This is a genomic window from uncultured Streptomyces sp. (genome assembly GCF_947488945.1).
In the GTDB taxonomy this organism is placed as follows: Bacteria; Actinomycetota; Actinomycetes; order Streptomycetales; family Streptomycetaceae; genus Streptomyces.
Map to the genome: position 1 here is coordinate 179191 of NZ_CANLBS010000004.1, position 17738 is coordinate 196928.

Genomic DNA, 17738 nt, shown 5'->3' on the forward strand with positions numbered 1-17738 from the left:
GAAAGTCCCGAAACGGGCAAAAGATAATTCACGCTGGTCAGGAGGGCGGGCGAAGGGTCGAATGCGCCCGGTTTCCGCTACGAGGCCGCTTAGTGGAGGACCTACGGCCTGTGGGGCCCTTCACTCCGCCGGGACCCTGTTTGTGACCTGGGTCTCGCACAAATAAGCCTGGAAAGGGGTGATTTGTGCTGTGCGGCGGACGGCCGGGCGTACTACCCCGCTACGGGTTTCGCTGCGCCGCCGGGGCCGCCGGGGCCGCCGGGGCTGTGCGGGGACGGCGCGCGCCGGAGCCGTGACGTGCCGGGGCCGTGCGGGGGGGCGCGTACGCCTGCGGGGCACGGGCCCCCGACCGGGGGCCCGTGACCCTGGCGGCGGCCGGGTCAGCTGCGGACGTCGTCCCCGCCCGCGCGGCCGTCCGTCCCGCTGTGCCGCCCGGCACCGTCCTTGCGGCGGGTGCTGATCATGAAGCCGATGCCGGCGCCGCAGGCGAGCCCCGCCCCCACGAGCCACCAGACGCTGAAGCCGGAGCTTCCCGTCGAGCCGGCCGCCGGCTGCGGGCCGGTCGGTGTGGGGGAGGGGGCGAAGGTGGCGGCGGGCGTGGGACCGGTCGCGTTGAGCTGTGCCACCAGGTCGACCCCGCCGAAATCGCGGGCCTGGGCCCCGGTGGCGTGCGCGACCAGCACCAACTGGGCGACGGCCGCCGGGCCGCCGCGTTCCGACCAGCTCCGCGCGTTCTTCTCCAGCCAGTCGACGGCGGGCGCGGCCTCGTTCTTGTGGCCGGAGGCCGCGAGGGCGACCACCGCGGTCGCGGTGGCCGCGAAGTCGGGCCCGTCCGACGTGCCGCCCGCCGCCGGGCCGTCGACGCGGTGCGCGCGGCCGACGACGCCCGCCAGGTAGTGCGCGCCGTTCTGCGCCAGCCGCTCGGGCGAGGGCTCGTCGGTGTCCTGGCAACTGGTGCCCGAGCCGGAGTTGGAGCTGCCCGCCGCCAGGCCCTTGCCCATCGCGCCCAGCACCGCGGCCGCCGTGGCGGCCCCGTCCGCCGTACGCGCCGCGTCGTCCTCGCCGGAGGCGGCCGTCGGCTCCGGGGTGGCGGAGGGATCGGCGGCGCTCGTCCCGTTTCCGTCCCGTCCCTGGACGTTCGCGTCCGGGGCCTTCGCGTCCGGGGCCTTCGCGTCCGGGGTGCGGACGGTGGGGGGCGCGTCCGAGGTGGCGGAAGCGGTGGGTGCGGCGGGGTCCGGGGCGGGGGACGCGGCGCGCGTGGTGAAGGCACCGCCGTCCGTACCGCCGCACGGCAGCGCGAACGCGCGCAGCGCCTGGTACGGCGTGCGCCCGCTGTCGGCGGTGACGTCGGCCAGCTTCCGCCCGGCGCGCGCGAACGCGCCCACCGCCAGGGCGGTGGAGGCGGGGTCGGTCGCCTCGCCGGGGCGCGCGCCCCAGCCGCCGTCGTCGTTCTGCACGGAGGACAACCAGCTGATGCCGTTCTCCGTCGCCGGGGTGTGCCCACCGATCTCGGCCAGAGCCTGGACGGCGGCGGCGCTCGCCCGCACGTCCGTCACCGTCGAGGCGTCGCAGGGCACCCGCGGATCGCGGTAGGCGGCGAAGGCGCCGCTCTCGCACTGCTGGTGCCGCAGCCAGGCCACCGACAGCTCGGAGGGCGTGACGTACTCGATCTTCTGGGCCAGGAACGCCAGCGACTGGCGCCAGACCCCGTCCCCCGACGGATCCGCGGTGCCGTACAGCCCGGCGACCGGATCGGGCGGATAGGTGACGGACGGCGAGGGGGAAGGACTCGGGGAGGCGGCGACGGCGGGGGCGGCGGAAGCCAGGACCACGGCGAGGGTCGCGAGCGCGGCGGCGCCGCGGCGTACGGTCATGACGGGCTGGGGCCTCTCCTGCGAGGGCGGGCGCGGGCACTCGGGTGCCGGGCTCCGCCCCGTATTGCCTCGACGGACGGCGGACCGCCGGGGTTCCGGCGGCACGGGCCGGTCACGCCCGGCACGGGGCACCGGGCCGCCGCCGCGCGTGGGCGGCGCCTCTCCGGCCGGTCCGGGCCGGTGCGGAAGGAGTGTCACCGGCTGCGCACCGGCTTCCCCTGTACGGACGTGAGAGCGACCCGGTCACTCTACCGGGGCCGGCCCCCGCCGCCCGGAGCCCGCACCCGCCGCCCGCACCGGGCCGGCCCGCCCCCGTACCCCGCCGCCGCACGCCGTCCCCGCACCCCGTCCCCGTGCGCCCGCATGCTGCCGCCATGCACCGCCCCCGTGCGCCGCCCCCGTGGCACGCCCGGCGGGCCCGACTGGGGCCGGCGTCGGGTCAGCCGTCCGGGAAGGCCCGGTCGATCAGTCCGCAGGCGGTGGCGACGTCCGCCGCCGCGCGGGCGGGGGTGGCGCGGCCGGTCAGCTCGGCCACCGTCGCCGCGTGCCAGGTGTGCGTGACCACCCGCACCGCGGAGAGCTGCGCCGCGGACGGGCGGGTCGCCCCGGCCGCGTCCAGCACGATCGCGGTGACCAGCCGGGCCGCCTCGTCCCCGTCGCTCCCGGCACCGCGGTCCGCGAAGGTCAGGGCGCGGACCAGGGCGTCCGCCAGGTGCGGCTCCCGGCGCAGCAGCCGGGAGGTGCGGGCCAGCGTCGCCGCCACCCGCTCGCCGGGCGGACGGCCCGGCCCCGAGGGCCGGGCGAGCAGGGCTGTGCGCCACCGCTCCAGCAGATCCCGGGCGAGGGCCGCCAGCAGGTGCGACTTGGAGGGGAAATAGCGGTACAGGGTGCCGAGCGCGACCCCGGCGGCCTCCGCCACGTCCCGCATCTGCACCGCATCGAACCCGCCGCGCGCCGCGAGCCGCGCCCCCGCCCGCAGGATCGCCCCCCGCCGGGCCGCCTGGCGCTCGGTGAGGGGGGAAGCCGGCGGCCTGCCGCCCGCGGTCATGTGGCCTCCTGGCCTACGCCTCCCGGCACGGCCGGGCGCGCCTCGGGGTCCGGCCGGTGCGTTCCGGCGCGGACCGGGCGGCGGCCCGGTGCTGAACGGACCGTCAGGACGCGGGCCGTGGCGCGAATCACCTGATCCGGCCGCCGCACCGACGCTACCTGCCGGTAGATTCGAGGCTCGTTGAACGAGTGAGTCTGAAACTTGTTCTAGATTAACGCGAGCGGTTACGCTCCGGCGCAGACGCAGTGAGAAGGGGGCCGAGTGTGACCGCTGAGGCCATAGAGAGCGGCCCCCGGGCGGGCGACGGCACTCCCGGAGCGGACGGTGACCGGCCGTTGCGCATCGCGCTCCTGACGTACAAGGGCAACCCGTTCTGCGGCGGCCAGGGCGTCTACGTCCGCCACCTCGGCCGTGAACTGGCCCGGCTCGGCCACCACGTCGAGGTCATCGGCGCCCAGCCCTACCCGGTGCTCGACGAGGGCGTGCCGCTCACCGAGCTGCCCAGCCTCGACCTCTACCGCCAGCCCGACCCCTTCCGCACCCCCCGGCCCGGCGAGTACCGCGACTGGATCGACGTCGCCGAGGTCGCCACCATGTGGACCGGCGGCTTCCCCGAACCGCTCACCTTCAGCCTGCGCGCCCGCCGCCATCTGCGGGCCCGACGGGGCGAGTTCGACGTCATCCACGACAACCAGACGCTCGGCTACGGCCTGCTCGGCGACCTGGGCGCCCCGCTCGTCACCACCGTCCACCACCCGATCACCGTGGACCGCCGGCTCGACCTCGCCGCCGCGCCGACCCGCCGGCGCCGGGCCTCGGTGCGCCGCTGGTACGCCTTCACCCGGATGCAGAAGCGGGTGGCCCGCCGGCTGCCGTCCGTCCTCACCGTCTCCGGCTCCTCCCGCGCGGAGATCGTGGAGGACCTCGGGGTGCGCGAGGACCGCATCGAGGTCGTGCACATCGGCGCGGACACCGGCCTCTGGTCGCCCGACCCGTCCGTCGCCGAGATCCCCGGCCGGATCGTCACCACCTCCAGCGCCGACGTGCCGCTGAAGGGCCTGGTCCATCTCGTCGAGGCGCTGGCGAAGGTCCGGGCGGGCAACCCGGACGCCCATCTCCTGGTCGTCGGCAAGCGCGCCGAGGACGGGCCGGTGGCCCGCGCCATCGAGCGCCTCGGGCTGACGGACGCCGTCGAGTTCGTCAAGGGCGTCAGCGACGCCGAACTCGTCGACCTGGTCCGCGGCGCCCAGATCGCCTGCGTCCCCTCCCTCTACGAGGGGTTCTCGCTGCCGGCCGCCGAGGCCATGGCCACCGGCACGCCGCTGGTCGCCACGACCGGCGGCGCGATCCCCGAGGTCGCGGGGCCGGACGGCGAGACCTGCCTGGCCGTGCCGCCGGGCGACTCCGACGCCCTGGCCACCGCCCTCGTCCGGCTGCTGGACGACCCGGAGCTGCGCGCTCGGCTCGGCGCCGCCGGCCGGGAGCGCGTCCTCGTCCGCTTCACCTGGGCGAAGGCCGCCGCGGGGACCGCCGAGCTGTACCGCAGGGCGATCGCCGCCCGCGGAGCCCGCAGGTGACCCCTCCCGCCACCCCCCACGCCCGTACCTCCGACCTCGAAGGCAGGCCCCCGTGCTGACCGTCGACTTCACCCGCTTCCCGCTCGCCGCCGGCGACCGTGTGCTCGACCTGGGCTGCGGCGCCGGACGGCACGCCTTCGAGTGCTACCGGCGCGGCGCCCGGGTCGTGGCGCTGGACCGGAACGGCGAGGAGATCCGCGAGGTCGCCAAGTGGTTCGCCGCGATGGACGAGGCCGGCGAGGCCCCCGCCGGAGCGACCGCCACCGCCATGGAGGGCGACGCCCTCAACCTCCCCTTCCCCGACGAGTCGTTCGATGTCGTCATCATCTCCGAGGTGATGGAGCACATCCCCGACGACAAGGGCGTGCTCGCCGAGATGGTCCGCGTCCTCAAGCCGGGCGGCCGCATCGCGATCACCGTGCCGCGCTACGGCCCCGAGAAGGTCTGCTGGGCCCTCTCGGACGCCTACCACGAGGTCGAGGGCGGGCACATCCGGATCTACCGGGCCGACGAGCTCCTCGGCCGGATCCGCGAGGCCGGACTGAAGCCGTACGGCACCCACCACGCGCACGCCCTGCACTCCCCCTACTGGTGGCTGAAGTGCGCCTTCGGGGTGGACAACGACAAGGCGCTGCCCGTCCGCGCCTACCACAAGCTGCTCGTCTGGGACATCATGAAGAAGCCGCTGGCGACCCGGGTCGCCGAGCAGCTCCTCAACCCGGTCGTCGGCAAGAGCTTCGTGGCCTACGCGACCAAGCCGCACCTGGCGAAGGCAGAGGCGTGAGCGTTCCCGAGCAGACCGAACACCTCGTGCTCCCCGGGGTGTTCACCGCCGCGCAGGCAGCCGAGACGGTGTCCGCGCTGCTCGCCGTCCAGCGCGAGGACGGGGCGCTCCCGTGGTTCCGCGGGCACCACCTCGACCCGTGGGACCACACCGAGACCGCCATGGCCCTCGACGCGGCCGGCGAGCACGAGGCGGCGGCCCGCGCCTACGAGTGGCTGGCGAGGAACCAGAACCCCGACGGCTCCTGGTACGCCGCCTACCACGACGGCGACCCCCGGCGCCCCACCGACCGCGCCCGCGAGTCCAACTTCTGCGCCTACGTGGCGGTCGGCGTCTGGCACCACTACCTCGCCACCGGCGACGACGCGTTCGTCGACCGGATGTGGCCGACGGTCTACGCCGCCGTGGAGTTCGTGCTCGGGCTCCAGCAGGCCGGCGGACAGATCGGCTGGAAGCGGGAGGCCGACGGCACCCCGGTGCCGGACGCGCTGCTGACCGGCTCCTCGTCCGTGCACCACGCGCTGCGCTGCGCCCTCGCGCTCGCCGAGCGGCGTGAAGAACCCCAGCCGGACTGGGAGTTGGCGACCGGGGCGCTGGCCCACGCGGTCGCGCGCCACCCGGAGCGCTTCCTCGACAAGAGCCGCTACTCGATGGACTGGTACTACCCGGTGCTCGGCGGCGCGGTGTCGGGCCCGGACGCGCAGCGGCGGATCGACGAGGGCTGGGACAGGTTCGTGGTGCCCGGCCTCGGAGTGCGCTGCGTGGTGCCGAACCCGTGGGTGACCGGTGGCGAGAGCTGCGAACTGGCCTTGGCCCTCTGGATGATGGGGGAGTCGGACCGGGCGCTGGAGATTCTGCAGTCCGTCCAGCATCTGCGGGCCGACGGCGGCCTCTACTGGACCGGCTACGTCTTCGAGGGGGAACGGGCCTTCTGGCCCGAGGAGTTGACCACCTGGACGGCGGGTTCCCTGCTGCTCGCGGTGGCCGCGCTCGGGGGGGACGAGGCGACCACCGCGGTCTTCGGCGGGGACCGGTTGCCGAGGGGCCTGGAACCCGACTGCTGTTCCTGACCTCCGGGCGACCGGTGCCCGGGGCGGTCAGGTACGGCGGATCCGGCCGGCCACGGCGTGACCGACGAAGAGATAGACCGCGGCCGCCAGTCCGTAACCGGCGACGACCCGTGCCCACTCCTCGTCGAACGTGAACAGGTCGTACGACCAGCCTGCCAGCCATCGGGCGGAGTCCTGGACGAACTGCACCAAGTCGTTGCCGCGGTTGGCGTCGAGGAGGTACATCAGGATCCACAGAATGATGATGAAGGCGACGATGTCCGCGACGATCGCTATGACGCGGCCCGCGCTACTGCTTCCGGTGCCTCTTCTGTAGGACATGCACACCGGATTGCCGCGATGCGCGGGGTGAAACCCGGACGGCCGTACCGGGTGGCGTGAGCGTGGGGGCCGGGTGAGCCTGGGACGCGAGTGCCGACACACGTCACGCACCGTGATGCCCTCTCAGGGAGGTCCACGTGCCCGGTTCCCCACCAGTCCGCCGTCTCCTCGTCGCCGTGATGCTCTCTTGCGCCGTGCTCGTGAGCGCCACCGCCTGCGGGGACAGCACCAGCAACAGCGTGGCCACGAGCGCTTCGTCGGCCGCGACACCGACCGCGTCGGCGCAGAAGCAGAAGCTCGCCAAGACCCGGTTCGTGGCCAACGCGGGACTGGCGGCGGGCGCCGCGTACCAGTGGATCGTGAAGCCGTACCGCGCGGGCACGTTCAAGAAGGGCACCGACGGACGCACCTTCGCCCTGGTGAAGGCCGGTCTGGCCGGTGGGTTCGCCTACAACCGCCTCAAGGCCGCCGCGAACAACGCCAAGGGCGACCCGATGCTCTCCAAGGCCGTCGCCCCGCTGACGGCGGGCATCGAGTCCCTCAAGGAACTGGGCACCAAGCTCCGCAAGGGCGAGGCGGGCTCGGGCGACGTCGGCGCCGTCGAGAGCGTCATCAACGGCATCAAGGACGCGGGCAAGAGCGCCGGCGCCGAGGTCAAGGACAAGGTCCCCTCGACGGGCCAGCTCGGCGGCGGATGACCCGTGCCGGGTTCCGGCGCCCCCGCAGCGCCGCACGGCACGACGGCCTCCCGCCCAACCGGGCGGGAGGCCGTCGTGCTGTCGCGGGGGTGTCAGCCGCGCTGGATGCCGGAGGTGTCCTGGAGGACGCCTCGGCGGCCGTCCTGCGTCTGCGCGACCAGGTGCTGGCCACGCTGGTCCACCGCGAGGTACCAGGTGCCCGGCGCGAGTTCGGCGATCGGGGCCGGGGCCCCGTCCTCGCCGTACAGCGGACGGGCCACCGGAACGGCGAACCAGAACGGCGTGAAGTCGCCGGCGGGGGCGGCCTGCTGGGGGGACTGCTGGGCGTGCGGGGCCTGCTGCGCCGGGTCCTGGTGACCCGCCTGCGGCTGGGCGCCGTACGGCTGCTGCTGGCCCTGCTGGGCGCCGTACTGCTGCTGGCCCGGGTAGCCGTAGCCCGGCTGCTGGGTGGCCTGCGGGCCGAACGGCGTCTGGCCGCCCTGGACCGGGCGCGGCGAGGAGAGCGGGGCCTTCAGCGCGGGCACCAGCGGGCCCGCCACGGCGGCGGCGGCGAGGACCAGCGCGGCCAGCAGACCGAGGATCAGACCGGCGCCGGCGTCTCCGGCGTCGATGGTGGTCCAGAAGACGGTCCACAGCGCGAACACCGTGAGGGCCACGCCGAACTGGCCGAGGTCCAGGCCGACGACCTTGCGGCCCGGCAGGGAACGGCTCACGATCAGCAGCGCCGCTCCGATGACACCGGCGAGGTAGACGCTCATCAGGATCGAGAGCGAGTCCCAGGCGTTGACGCTGTTGAATCCCGAACAGTCGACGTTCGAGGGGCAGTCGTAACCGGAGAGGTCGAGGAAGGAGGCGACGAACAGCACGACCGCTGCTCCGATCACCACGCCGTCGCCTCTAGTGAGGGAGCGGATATTCACGTGAAGGTCCTTAGTCGGTCGTCTCGTCGGGGCGGTCGTCGCTGCCGCCGAGGGGCGGACACGTCGAGAGCGTCGGGCGGCTCACCATCGTACGGATGAATCTATCGTCCGACCGGGCGGGTGGTGACCCTGCCGGACGCACCGGGGGACACCTCCCCGGATTCCCCGCGGAACTACCCCTTCAGGTAACTCGTGATGCCGTCGCCGATGCCACGGGCCGCCTTCTGGCGCCAACTCGCGGCGGTGATCAGGGCGGCGTCCTCGGGATCACGCATATTGCCGCATTCGACGAAGACTTTGGGCACGGTTGACATATTCAGACCGCCGAGGTCCTTCCGGACGTCCAACCCCGTGCCGTCGCCGATGTAGTTGGAGGGCGCGGTACCCGTCGCCCGCGCGAACGTCCCGGCGATCCGGGTGCCGAGGTCGCGCGAGGGCGCCACGATCTCCGTCGTGTCCGCACCGCCGCCCCGGACCCGGTCGGGCAGGATCACGTGGAAGCCGCGGTTGCCGACCGCGGAGCCGTCCGCGTGCACGGAGACGACCGCGTCGGCCTGCGCCGTGTTGCCGATGCGGGCGCGTTCGTCGACGCACGGGCCGAACGGCCGGTCGCCGTCCTGGGTGAGGACGACCTTCGCCCCCCGCTCTTCGAGGAGCGCGCGCAGCCGGTGGGCGACGTCGAGGGTGAACCGGGCCTCCGGGTAACCGTCGTCGGTCTCGGTGCCGGTGGTGTCGCACTCCTTGGCGCCGGTGCCGATCTTCACCTGTTCGGCGATCTCCCCGGTGTGCCGGGAGTTGCCGGGGTTGTGGCCCGGATCGATCACCACCGTCCGGCCGGCGAGCGGCCCGGCGGCCGACCCGGCCGGTGACGGACCCGCGGACGGGGAGCCGGTCCCGCCCGGATGCGGCCGGGCCTCGGCGGGCTGCCCGGCGCCGCAGCCGGAGAGGGCCAGGCACAGGGCGGCGAGGGAGACCGGGACCGCGAGGGCGGCGACGGACCGTCCGGGGACACGGAGACGGGCAGGGACGCGGGCAGGGACGCGCGGGGCGCGGCCGGGGGAGGACGGTGCGGGTGCGGGGGGAACGTCGTCGTACGGCACGCGGGCGATGCTATCCGGCGGCCGGTCCGGGCCTGCGGCACGGCACGGTGCGGGGCGCCGGGCGGGGACGGTCAGATGCCCCGGCCGGTGCGGCGCAGCACCCGCAGCGAACCGGTGACCGAGACCTCGGTGAACGCGCCGGACTCCAGCGCCCGCAGGTACACGTGGTACGGGGCCCGACCGCCGTCGGCGGGGTCCGGGAACACGTCGTGGATCACCAGCAGCCCGCCGTCCGCCAGGTGCGGGGCCCAGCCCTCGTAGTCGCCGGTGGCGTGCTCCTCGGTGTGGCCGCCGTCGACGAAGACCAGGCCGAGCGGGCCGCCCCAGACCGCGGCGACCTGCGGGGACCGGCCGACCAGCGCCACCACGTGCTCCTCCAGCCCCGCCGCGCGCAGGGTGCGGCGGAACGTCGGCAGGGTGTCCATCAGGCCGACCTCCGGGTCGACCACCGACGGGTCGTGGTACTCCCAGCCCGGCTGCTGCTCCTCGCTGCCCCGGTGGTGGTCGACGGTCAGCGCCGTCACCCCGGCCGAGCGGGCCGCGTCGGCGAGCAGGATCGTGGACCGGCCGCAGTAGGTGCCGACCTCCAGCAGCGGCAGCCCGAGCGAGGCCGCGCCGACGGCGGCGGCGTACAGCGCGAGCCCTTCGTGGACCGGCATGAAGCCCTTCGCGGCCTCGAAGGACGCCAGCACGGACGGCGCGGGCTGGACGGGCGGGACGGCGGGCACGGGGTCCTCCTGGTGCGGAACAACGGCTCGGCGCGGTGGAACCGTGGAGCCGGGGTGCGGAACGGCGCTCCATCGTGACGTACGCCCCCGCCGGGCGGGTCGGCGGGGGCGTACGGCGGGATGTGGTCCGGGGGGAGGACACATCCCCCGGCGGGGCGGCTCGGGTCGGTCCGCCGTCCGCCGGAGTCAGGGGGCTGCGTCCGGTGTCAGCAGCTCTGCCAGAGCCGGGTCATGACGCGGACGCCGAACCGCAGGCCCTCCAGCGGGACGCGTTCGTCCACGCCGTGGAAGAGCCGTCCGTAGTCCAGGTCGTGCGGCAGCTTCAGGCCCTTGAAGCCGAAGCAGCGGATGCCGAGGTGGGTGAAGGCCTTCGCGTCGGTGCCGCCGGGGTTGCAGTACGGCACCGGGTGCCCGTCCGGGTCCTCCGCGCGGACCGCGTCGCACATGGCGTCGACCAGCGGCCCGTCGAACGTGGTCTCCATCGCGATGTCGTGGTTGACCCACTCGCGGCTCACCGACGGCAGCAGCAGGGCGTCGATCGTGTCGATCAGCTCCTGCTCGTGGCCCGGCAGGAAGCGTCCGTCGACCCGCGCGGTCGCCTTCCCCGGGATGACGTTGGTCTGGTAACCGGCCGAGAACATCGTCGGGTTGGCGGAGTTGCGCAGCACCACCTGCATGAAGTCGGACACCGGACCGAGCTTCTTCAGGCTGCCCTCGACGTCGTCCTCGTCGAACTCGACGCCGTAGAGCCGGGCAGCCTCCTCCAGCAGGGCGCGGACCGGTTCGATCAGCCGGATCGGGAAGGTCTGCCGGCCGATCCGGGTCAGCGACTCGGCGAGGTCGGTGACGGCGTTGTCGTCGTTGGGCGAGGAGCCGTGCCCGGCCCGGCCGGTGGCGGTGAGCTCCATCCAGGCCATGCCGCGCTGGGCGTTCTCGATCGGGTACAGCCGCCGCGTGTCGTCGAGGGCGAAGGAGAACCCGCCGCCCTCGCCGATCGCCTCGGTGACGCCGGCGAACAGCTCCGGGCGGTGCTCGACCAGCCAGTGGGCTCCGAACTTCCCGCCCGCCTCCTCGTCGGCGAGGAAGGCGAGCACCAGGTCGCGGGAGGGCGCGGTGCCCGTGCGGGCGAAGTGCCGGGCGGTGGCCAGCATCACGGCCACCGTGTCCTTCATGTCGATCGCGCCGCGGCCCCAGAGGTAGCCGTCGTGGATCTCGCCGGAGAACGGCGGCACCCGCCACTCGGAGGGGTCCGCGGGCACCACGTCGAGGTGGCCGTGGACCAGCAGGGCGCCGCGCCCGGGGTCGCGGCCCGCGATCCGGGCGATCACGTTGGCCCGGCCCGGGGCGGACTCGACCAGCTCGGAGGCGATGCCCGCCTCGGCGAGGCGGCCCACCACCCAGTCGGCGGCGGCGCGTTCGTCGCTGGTCGGGTTGGAGGTGTCGAACCGGATCAGCTCGGCGCAGAGGTCCACGACCTCGTCCTGGGCCTGCGCGGAGGCCGGTACGAGCGCGGAGGGGTCGGTGGTGGTCATGCCGCTCCCACGGGGGTGGTCGTACGGGCGGCGGGTACGGCGGCGCCGTCCTCGTCGTCCAGGGCGGAGGTGCCGTACGGCTTGATCCAGCCGAGCTTGCCGATCACGCAGTACAGCAGGAAGGCGGTGAGCAGCGAGTTCAGCGCGGGGATGCCGCCGTCGTAGAACTTGCCGACGCAGAACGCGGCGGCCCAGATCACCAGGGCCATCGGGACCCAGGTCGGCGAGGTGGCCGGCAGGGTCTCCGCCTCGCGGGTGGCGTCCAGCGGGGCCCGCATCCGCTTCACGATCCAGTACTCGGCCACCACGATGCCGCCGATGGGCGGGATGGCGACGCCGAGGATCGTGAGGAACTCGGTGAAGTGGGTCATGATGCCGACCGCGGACAGGACGGTGCCGGCGATGCCGAGCGCGACGGTGACCACGCCGCGGTGCAGCCGCTTGCCGAAGACGACCTGGAAGAAGTTGACGACGCCGAGCGAGGAGCCGTACAGGTTCCAGTCGTTGATCTTCGCGGTGGACATCAGGACGACGATCACCCCGAAGACGCCCGAGGTGGAGAGCACGATGTGGGAGACCTCGCTCGACTTGACCAGGTGGCCCAGCAGGACGCCGGTCAGCCCGACGATGTACTCGGAGAGGATCATCGAGGAGGCGCTCTGGAGGAAGACGTGCGAGCCCTTGCGGTTGTAGCGGGTCATCTCCGGGGAGACGATCGCGCCGGTCATGTACCCGCCGGCGATGGCGGTGGCGGCGACAGCCAGCGGAATCGTTTCTCCCGGCGGCGGCGAGTGGATCAGGTCGCTCAGCGAGTGGTCGTTCAGCGTGGTGACGACCGACCAGGCGACCATCAGGAAGAACAGCGGCGCGACGACCTTGGCGAAGGCGGCCATGTACCGGAAGCCGAAGATGACCAGGGCCGTGATGGCGACGCCGGCGCACACGCACCACAGCCAGGACGGGCCGCCGACCAGCTCCGAGACGCTGTTGCCGAAGATGGTGTTCTGCACGCCGAACCAGCCGACCAGGCTGACCGCGATGACGAAGCTGACCAGCGCCGAGCCGTTGCGCCCGAAGCCCGCCCAGCGGGTCAGCATCGGCGTGGCCAGGCCCTCCCGCATGCCGGCCAGGCCGATCGCGAAGATCACGATCTCCAGGATCACCGCGCCGAGCGTGAAGGCGAGGAAGGCGTCGCCGAAGGTCATGCCGACGCCGATGGTGGCGCCGAGGGTGAACTGCGAGATGGAGCCGGACTGGGCCAGCCACTGCAGCAGCATGGTCCAGAATCCGAGCCGCTTGTCGCGCGGCACCCGGGACAGCGAGTAGTCGTCGCTGCCGATCTGCTTGGACGTGTCGGCGTCCGTCGTGCCGTTGCCGGTTCTGTGGGCCGGGGAGGCGGCTGCCATCAGGACTCCTGGGGGGTGCGGCCGAAGGTCTGCAGGTGAGCCAGCGACCCGTAGCGGTTGACGAGGTTGTCGAACTCCACCGCGTCGTGGAAGTCGAGGGTGCCGCCGCCGAAGGCCTTGGCGACCTCCACGGCGAAGCGGGCGGCGGAGGCGATGTCCGTCTCGTGACTCGCGCCCGTCTGGCAGCCCGGCACCGCGGACGCGGAGGTCACGGCGAGACCGACGACCGGGGCGGAGGTCGCGGTGGCGGGCTGGAGGATCGAATTGATGTGGTGTGCACCATTACCGTACGGCGTGATGTCCTGCGTGGTCACGGGGTAGGTGACCAACGGCTCACCGGTCACCACGGCCAGCAGCTCGCCGAGCTGCTCGCTGACCCGCAGCACCCAGCCCTCCTTGACGGTGGGCGAGAGCGCGAGGCCCCTGTGGTTGATGATCCGGTTGCCCTTGGTGGTGTCGATGGAGAGCACCGCCTCCATCTCGTCGGTCACCTCGTGCCGGTTCATCGTGGCGATGTCCACCGGCGACCCCATGAACGGGACCGGGTCGTGCGGCTCGGTCGGGGCGTTCGGGCAGATGTGGGTGGCGACGAGGACGTCGCCCGGCAGCACGTCGCCGCGGCGGCGCATGTCGAGCAGCTTGGCGGCGGTGGCGATCGCGGAGGCCGCGCCGTCGGCGTCGGAGACCAGACCGGTCACCTCCGGCCGGGCGCCGATGCCGCCGAGCCGCCCGACGACGCCGAGGGTGCGGGCGTCGCCGCCGGCGGACCGGCCCCGGCTGCCGGCAATCCTCACCAGCAGGAAGTCCGTGGAGCCCTGCTCGCCCGCGACGGTGGTGACCGTGGCGGACGACCCTTCGGCCCCCGCCACGAGATCGAGGTACTCGACGACCGCTTTGCCGCCGACCCCGGGGTCGTCCAGAAGATCGACGATGTCCAGCACGTACTTCAGCATGGGGGCCTTTCTCACAGATCCAGACACCCGCCCGGCATCCGACAGGGTGGAGGCCGGGCGGGGTGCTGAGGCAACATTCGGGATCGGATAGCGTTGATCGCAACTGTTTCCCGTTATTTGCAATTCAGGTCTGAATGGTGAGATGACCATGGCGGAATTCGATCTCGACCGGCGCACCCCCGCGGGCGCGCTGCAGACCGTCGACCGGGCACTGCTGGTGCTGCTCGCGTTCGAGCGGACCCGGCCCGACTGGGGCGTCACCGAGGTGGCCGAGGAGTTCGGCTGGGACACCTCGGTGGCCCAGCGGCTGCTGGCCACCCTCGCCGGGCGCGGCTTCCTCGTCTCCGACCCCGCCACCCGCCGCTACCGCATCGGCCCCGCCGTGCTGCGGCTCGGCCGGCTCTGGGAGCGCTCGGGATCGCTGGAACTGCTGGCCGGGCCGGTACTGGAGGAACTGCGCCGCACCACCGGCGACACCGTCCTGTTCTGCCTGCCCGACAACGCCCACATGCGGTGCGTCGCCGCCGAGGAGGGCGAGAGCGGACCGCTGCGGTACTACCCGCTGGTCGGCGAGCTCTACCCGGCGCACGCCGGCGCCACCTCGAAGTCCTACTACGCCCATCTGCCGGACGAGCAGCGCCACCGGCTCTTCCGCGGCCGCCCCATGGCCCGCTTCACCGACCGCACCGTCACCGACCCGGACCGGCTGGAGGAGGAGTTCCGCGCCGTCCGCGCCCAGGGCTACGCCTACACCGTCGGCGAATACGACGCGGGCGTGGCGACCGTCGCGGTGCCCGTCTTCCTCGGCCGCGAACCGTACGGAAGCCTCAGCCTCGGCGGCGGCGCCGAACGCTTCCGGGACGCCCCCGAGGACCGGCTGGACGCCCTGCGCGCCGCCGCCCGGCTCCTCGAACAGCGCCTGGTCCACCCTCCGCAGCGCCCGAAGCCCCGCCCCCGCCGCCCCCGCGCCTGAACCGCCCCCGCCCCCACTGCCGGCCCGCACAACCCCCGAGAGGACCCCCGTGAATCTGCTGCTGCTCTCCAACTCCACCCAGTACGGCTGCGGTTACCTGGAACACGCCCTGGACACCGTGAAGGCGTTCCTGCCCCCGGACGCCCGCCTCGCCTTCGTCCCGTACGCCCTCGCCGACCACGACACGTACACCGCACGGGTCCGCGACGCGTTGGAGCCCGCCGGGATCACCGTGCGCGGCGTGCACGAGGGGACCGACCCGGTCGGCGAACTCGCCTCGGCCGACGCCGTGTTCGTCGGCGGTGGCAACTCCTTCCGGCTGCTGGCCGCGCTGTACCGCACCGGGCTGCGCGACGCGTTGCGCGAGCGGGTCCGCGACGGACTGCCCTACATGGGCGCCAGCGCGGGCACCAACATGGCCGCCGCCACCCTGCGCACCACCAACGACATGCCCATCGTGCAGCCGCCGTCCTTCGAGGCGCTCGGGCTGGTCCCGTTCCAGATCAACCCGCACTACCTCGACCCGGACCCGGAGAGCACCCACAAGGGCGAGACCCGCGAGGAGCGGATCAACGAGTTCCTGGAGGAGAACGACGTGCCGGTGCTGGGACTGCGCGAGGGGTCCTGGCTCCGCGTGGAGGGCGACCGGGCACAGGTGCAGGGCGCCCGCCCGGCACGGCTGTTCACCCGCGGCGCGCCCGCGCGGGAGCTTCCGGCGGGGTCGGACGTGTCGGACCTGCTGACGGCTCCGGCACGGTTCGACGCGCCGGCCCGCTGACCGGCAGCACCAGATCGGCCCCCGCGCCGGGCCGCCCGCCCCCGGCGGGCGGCTCCGCGGACCGGGCGTGCGGCGCGTACCCGGCGGCGGTCGCCACCAGGACGTCCCCCGCGCCCGGCCGCTCGGGCAGGACGTACCGGCCCTCCTGGTCGGCCACCGCGAGTCCGGCCTGACGGCCCCGGCGGTCGACCACCGTCACGGTGGCGCGGGGAACCGGAACGCCGTCGGAGTCCAGCACCCGGCCGCCGAACGCACCCCCGGCCACCAGCGCCTCGGCCTCGGCGAGCACCGCGTCCCCCTCGCTGCTCGCCACCAGCACCGGGTGCGCCGCGGGCTTGCGCGAGGGCAGGAACGCGGCGAGGGCCAGCCCCACCAGCACCGCCGCCGTGGCGATGCCGAAGGAGATCCGGAACCCCTCCATCGACGGCACGGCGGCCGTGCCCGCCCGGACCGAGGTGTTGGCCAGCACCATGCCGATCACCGCGCTGGAGACGGAGGTGCCGATCGAGCGCATCAGCGTGTTGAGGCCGTTGGCCGCACCCGTCTCGGACGGGTCGACCGCGCCGATGATGAGGGCCGGCAGCGAGGAGTACGCCAGTCCGATGCCGGCGCCGAGCACCACCGCGATCACCACGGTCTGCCAGGGCGCGCTCATCAGCCCGAGCCCGGCGCCGTAGCCGACGGCGATGATCAGCAGGCCGAGCATCAGGGAGACCTTGGGGCCGCGACGGGCCGACAGCCGGGCGTAGACGGGCGCGACGAACATCATCGTCAGGCCCAGCGGCGCCACGCACAGCCCGGCCACGATCATGGACTGGCCCAGCCCGTACCCGGTGGAGACGGGGAGCTGGAGGAGCTGCGGCAGCACCAGCGAGACGGCGTAGAACGCGACGCCCACCATGATGGAGGCCAGGTTGGTCAGCAGCACCTCGCGGCGGGCGCTGGTGCGCAGGTCCACCAGCGGTGCGGGGCTGCGGAGTTCGAACAGCCCCCAGGCCACCAGGACGACGAGCGAGGCGCCGATCAGTGCGAGCGTCAGCGGCGAAGTCCAGCCCCAGTCACTGCCCTTGGTGATCGGCAGCAGCAGGCAGACCAGCCCCAGCGACAGCCCGAGCGCGCCGACGAGGTCGAAGCCTCCGGGGGCGCGCAGCGGCGGCTCGGGGACGACGAGGGCGGTGAGCGCCATGGCGAGCACGCCGAGCGCGGCCGAACTCAGGAAGAGCGCGTGCCAGTCGGCGTGCTGGGCGATCAACGCCGCACCCGGCAGGGCGAGTCCGCCGCCCACGCCGATCGACGAGCTCATCAGCGCCATCGCCGATCCCAGCTTCTCCGGGGGGAGTTCGTCGCGCATGATGCCGATGCCGAGCGGGATCGCGCCCATGGCGAAGCCCTGGAGGGCGCGGCCGGCGATCATCACCGTGAGGTCGTCGGTGACCGCGCATATGAGGGAGCCGACCACCATCACGGCGAGGCTCGCCAGCAGCATCCGGCGCTTGCCGTAGAGGTCGCCGAGCCGCCCCATGATCGGGGTGGCCACCGCGCCGGCGAGCAGGGTCGCGGTCATCACCCAGGTGGCGTTGGACGGATCGGTGTCGAGGAGGCCGGGAAGGTCCTTGATCACGGGGACGAGCAGGGTCTGCATCACCGCGACGGTGATCCCCGCGAACGCGAGGACGGGGACGAGGCCGCCGCCCTTCCCGCGCTGCGGACCGGGAAGTCCCCCGGCGTGCCGTTCGTGCGTCGTCCGTCGCATGGGTTCGCCCTCCGGGCAGCCTCGGTCACCCGGGGACCCCCCAAGGTGCGTGCATGGTGAACACGTCCAGTCACACCCAGTATTCCGGTGTAGGGGCCATCGAGGGTGAACGGGGCGTTACGTGTGGAGGTGACGGGAGGCCGGGGGTGTGCGCCCGAGGGAGAGTCGTGCGCGGGGGCGCGGACGACGGGGGCCGCCCCGCCGGGTGGCGGAGCGGCCCCCG

General features: G+C 73.7%; 16 protein-coding genes. 6 read left to right on the forward strand and 10 right to left on the reverse strand.

Going from position 1 to position 17738, the window contains the following annotated elements:
• Window positions 1-380 precede the first annotated feature (380 nt).
• Together Q0994_RS07510 and Q0994_RS07515 are read right to left on the reverse strand one after the other, a co-directional pair.
• Window positions 381-1874, reverse strand: a complete 1494-nt coding sequence (locus tag Q0994_RS07510) for a prenyltransferase/squalene oxidase repeat-containing protein (protein WP_299530621.1) — start codon at window positions 1872-1874, stop codon at window positions 381-383.
• A gap of 439 nt (window positions 1875-2313) precedes the next feature.
• Window positions 2314-2922, reverse strand: coding sequence for a TetR family transcriptional regulator (locus Q0994_RS07515; RefSeq protein WP_299530623.1), 609 nt, complete (start codon window positions 2920-2922; stop codon window positions 2314-2316).
• A 263-nt stretch (window positions 2923-3185) separates the two neighbouring features.
• Here Q0994_RS07515 and Q0994_RS07520 point away from each other — a divergent pair, with 263 nt between their 5' ends.
• Genes Q0994_RS07520 through Q0994_RS07530 form a run of 3 tightly spaced genes read left to right on the forward strand, consistent with a single transcriptional unit; the run spans window position 3186 to window position 6353 of the window.
• Entirely contained in the window at window positions 3186-4499 is a 1314-nt protein-coding gene (locus Q0994_RS07520; protein ID WP_299530626.1) for a glycosyltransferase family 4 protein, read from the forward strand.
• Window positions 4500-4551: 52 nt separating this feature from the next.
• The gene (locus Q0994_RS07525) at window positions 4552-5283 is read left to right on the forward strand and encodes a class I SAM-dependent methyltransferase (protein WP_299530629.1); all 732 of its coding nucleotides are present in this window, start codon (window positions 4552-4554) and stop codon (window positions 5281-5283) included.
• Window positions 5280-6353: a prenyltransferase gene (locus Q0994_RS07530; RefSeq protein WP_299530632.1), complete on the forward strand. Its 1074-nt coding sequence runs from the start codon at window positions 5280-5282 to the stop codon at window positions 6351-6353. Before Q0994_RS07525 ends, Q0994_RS07530 begins: the two co-directional genes overlap by 4 nt.
• Window positions 6354-6380: 27 nt before the next feature.
• Here the strand turns inward: Q0994_RS07530 and Q0994_RS07535 are convergent, their stop codons facing one another.
• Entirely contained in the window at window positions 6381-6674 is a 294-nt protein-coding gene (locus Q0994_RS07535; protein ID WP_299530634.1) for a hypothetical protein, read from the reverse strand.
• Window positions 6675-6811: 137 nt separating this feature from the next.
• On the opposite strand from Q0994_RS07535, the gene Q0994_RS07540 reads away from it, so the two are divergent.
• Window positions 6812-7372, forward strand: coding sequence for a hypothetical protein (locus Q0994_RS07540; RefSeq protein WP_299530636.1), 561 nt, complete (start codon window positions 6812-6814; stop codon window positions 7370-7372).
• Between the two features lie 92 nt (window positions 7373-7464).
• Here Q0994_RS07540 and Q0994_RS07545 read toward each other — a convergent pair whose 3' ends face one another.
• The 6 genes from Q0994_RS07545 to Q0994_RS07570 all read right to left on the reverse strand — a co-directional run bounded on the left by Q0994_RS07545 (window position 7465) and on the right by Q0994_RS07570 (window position 14011).
• Window positions 7465-8292 (reverse strand): DUF5336 domain-containing protein, encoded by an 828-nt coding sequence (locus Q0994_RS07545; RefSeq protein WP_299530638.1) that lies wholly within the window; start codon window positions 8290-8292, stop codon window positions 7465-7467.
• Between the two features lie 173 nt (window positions 8293-8465).
• Window positions 8466-9392 (reverse strand): N-acetylmuramoyl-L-alanine amidase, encoded by a 927-nt coding sequence (locus tag Q0994_RS07550; RefSeq protein WP_299530640.1) that lies wholly within the window; start codon window positions 9390-9392, stop codon window positions 8466-8468.
• Window positions 9393-9463: 71 nt separating this feature from the next.
• Window positions 9464-10051: a class I SAM-dependent methyltransferase gene (locus Q0994_RS07555; protein WP_299531307.1), complete on the reverse strand. Its 588-nt coding sequence runs from the start codon at window positions 10049-10051 to the stop codon at window positions 9464-9466.
• Between the two features lie 275 nt (window positions 10052-10326).
• On the reverse strand, window positions 10327-11652 hold the full coding sequence (locus tag Q0994_RS07560) for a M20/M25/M40 family metallo-hydrolase (protein ID WP_299530641.1): 1326 nt from the start codon (window positions 11650-11652) through the stop codon (window positions 10327-10329).
• Window positions 11649-13058: a cytosine permease gene (locus Q0994_RS07565; protein ID WP_299530643.1), complete on the reverse strand. Its 1410-nt coding sequence runs from the start codon at window positions 13056-13058 to the stop codon at window positions 11649-11651. Before Q0994_RS07565 ends, Q0994_RS07560 begins: the two co-directional genes overlap by 4 nt.
• Window positions 13058-14011: a DUF1177 domain-containing protein gene (locus Q0994_RS07570; RefSeq protein ID WP_299530645.1), complete on the reverse strand. Its 954-nt coding sequence runs from the start codon at window positions 14009-14011 to the stop codon at window positions 13058-13060. The genes Q0994_RS07565 and Q0994_RS07570 overlap by 1 nt, the downstream gene beginning before the upstream one ends.
• Before the next feature lie 142 nt (window positions 14012-14153).
• On the opposite strand from Q0994_RS07570, the gene Q0994_RS07575 reads away from it, so the two are divergent.
• Window positions 14154-14984 (forward strand): IclR family transcriptional regulator, encoded by an 831-nt coding sequence (locus tag Q0994_RS07575; RefSeq protein ID WP_299530647.1) that lies wholly within the window; start codon window positions 14154-14156, stop codon window positions 14982-14984.
• 49 nt (window positions 14985-15033) lie between these two features.
• On the forward strand, window positions 15034-15762 hold the full coding sequence (gene pepE, locus Q0994_RS07580) for a dipeptidase PepE (protein ID WP_299530649.1): 729 nt from the start codon (window positions 15034-15036) through the stop codon (window positions 15760-15762).
• On the opposite strand, the gene Q0994_RS07585 is transcribed toward pepE, so the two are convergent.
• A complete protein-coding gene (locus Q0994_RS07585) occupies window positions 15668-17515 on the reverse strand; it encodes an MFS transporter (protein WP_299530652.1) in 1848 nt (615 codons plus the stop codon). The genes pepE and Q0994_RS07585 overlap by 95 nt on opposite strands.
• Window positions 17516-17738: the final 223 nt, after the last annotated feature.

What these genes read in the sequence shown, in the direction of transcription:
- Q0994_RS07575 (WP_299530647.1), top strand. Translation starts at nt 14,154, where the DNA reads ATGACCATGGCGGAATTCGATCTCGACCGGCGCACCCCCGCGGGCGCG.
- Q0994_RS07560 (WP_299530641.1), bottom strand. Translation starts at nt 11,652, where the DNA reads ATGACCACCACCGACCCCTCCGCGCTCGTACCGGCCTCCGCGCAGGCC.
- Q0994_RS07510 (WP_299530621.1), bottom strand. Translation starts at nt 1,874, where the DNA reads ATGACCGTACGCCGCGGCGCCGCCGCGCTCGCGACCCTCGCCGTGGTC.
- Q0994_RS07515 (WP_299530623.1), bottom strand. Translation starts at nt 2,922, where the DNA reads ATGACCGCGGGCGGCAGGCCGCCGGCTTCCCCCCTCACCGAGCGCCAG.
- Q0994_RS07565 (WP_299530643.1), bottom strand. Translation starts at nt 13,058, where the DNA reads ATGGCAGCCGCCTCCCCGGCCCACAGAACCGGCAACGGCACGACGGAC.
- Q0994_RS07555 (WP_299531307.1), bottom strand. Translation starts at nt 10,051, where the DNA reads ATGCCGGTCCACGAAGGGCTCGCGCTGTACGCCGCCGCCGTCGGCGCG.
- Q0994_RS07570 (WP_299530645.1), bottom strand. Translation starts at nt 14,011, where the DNA reads ATGCTGAAGTACGTGCTGGACATCGTCGATCTTCTGGACGACCCCGGG.
- Q0994_RS07585 (WP_299530652.1), bottom strand. Translation starts at nt 17,515, where the DNA reads ATGCGACGGACGACGCACGAACGGCACGCCGGGGGACTTCCCGGTCCG.
- Q0994_RS07535 (WP_299530634.1), bottom strand. Translation starts at nt 6,674, where the DNA reads ATGTCCTACAGAAGAGGCACCGGAAGCAGTAGCGCGGGCCGCGTCATA.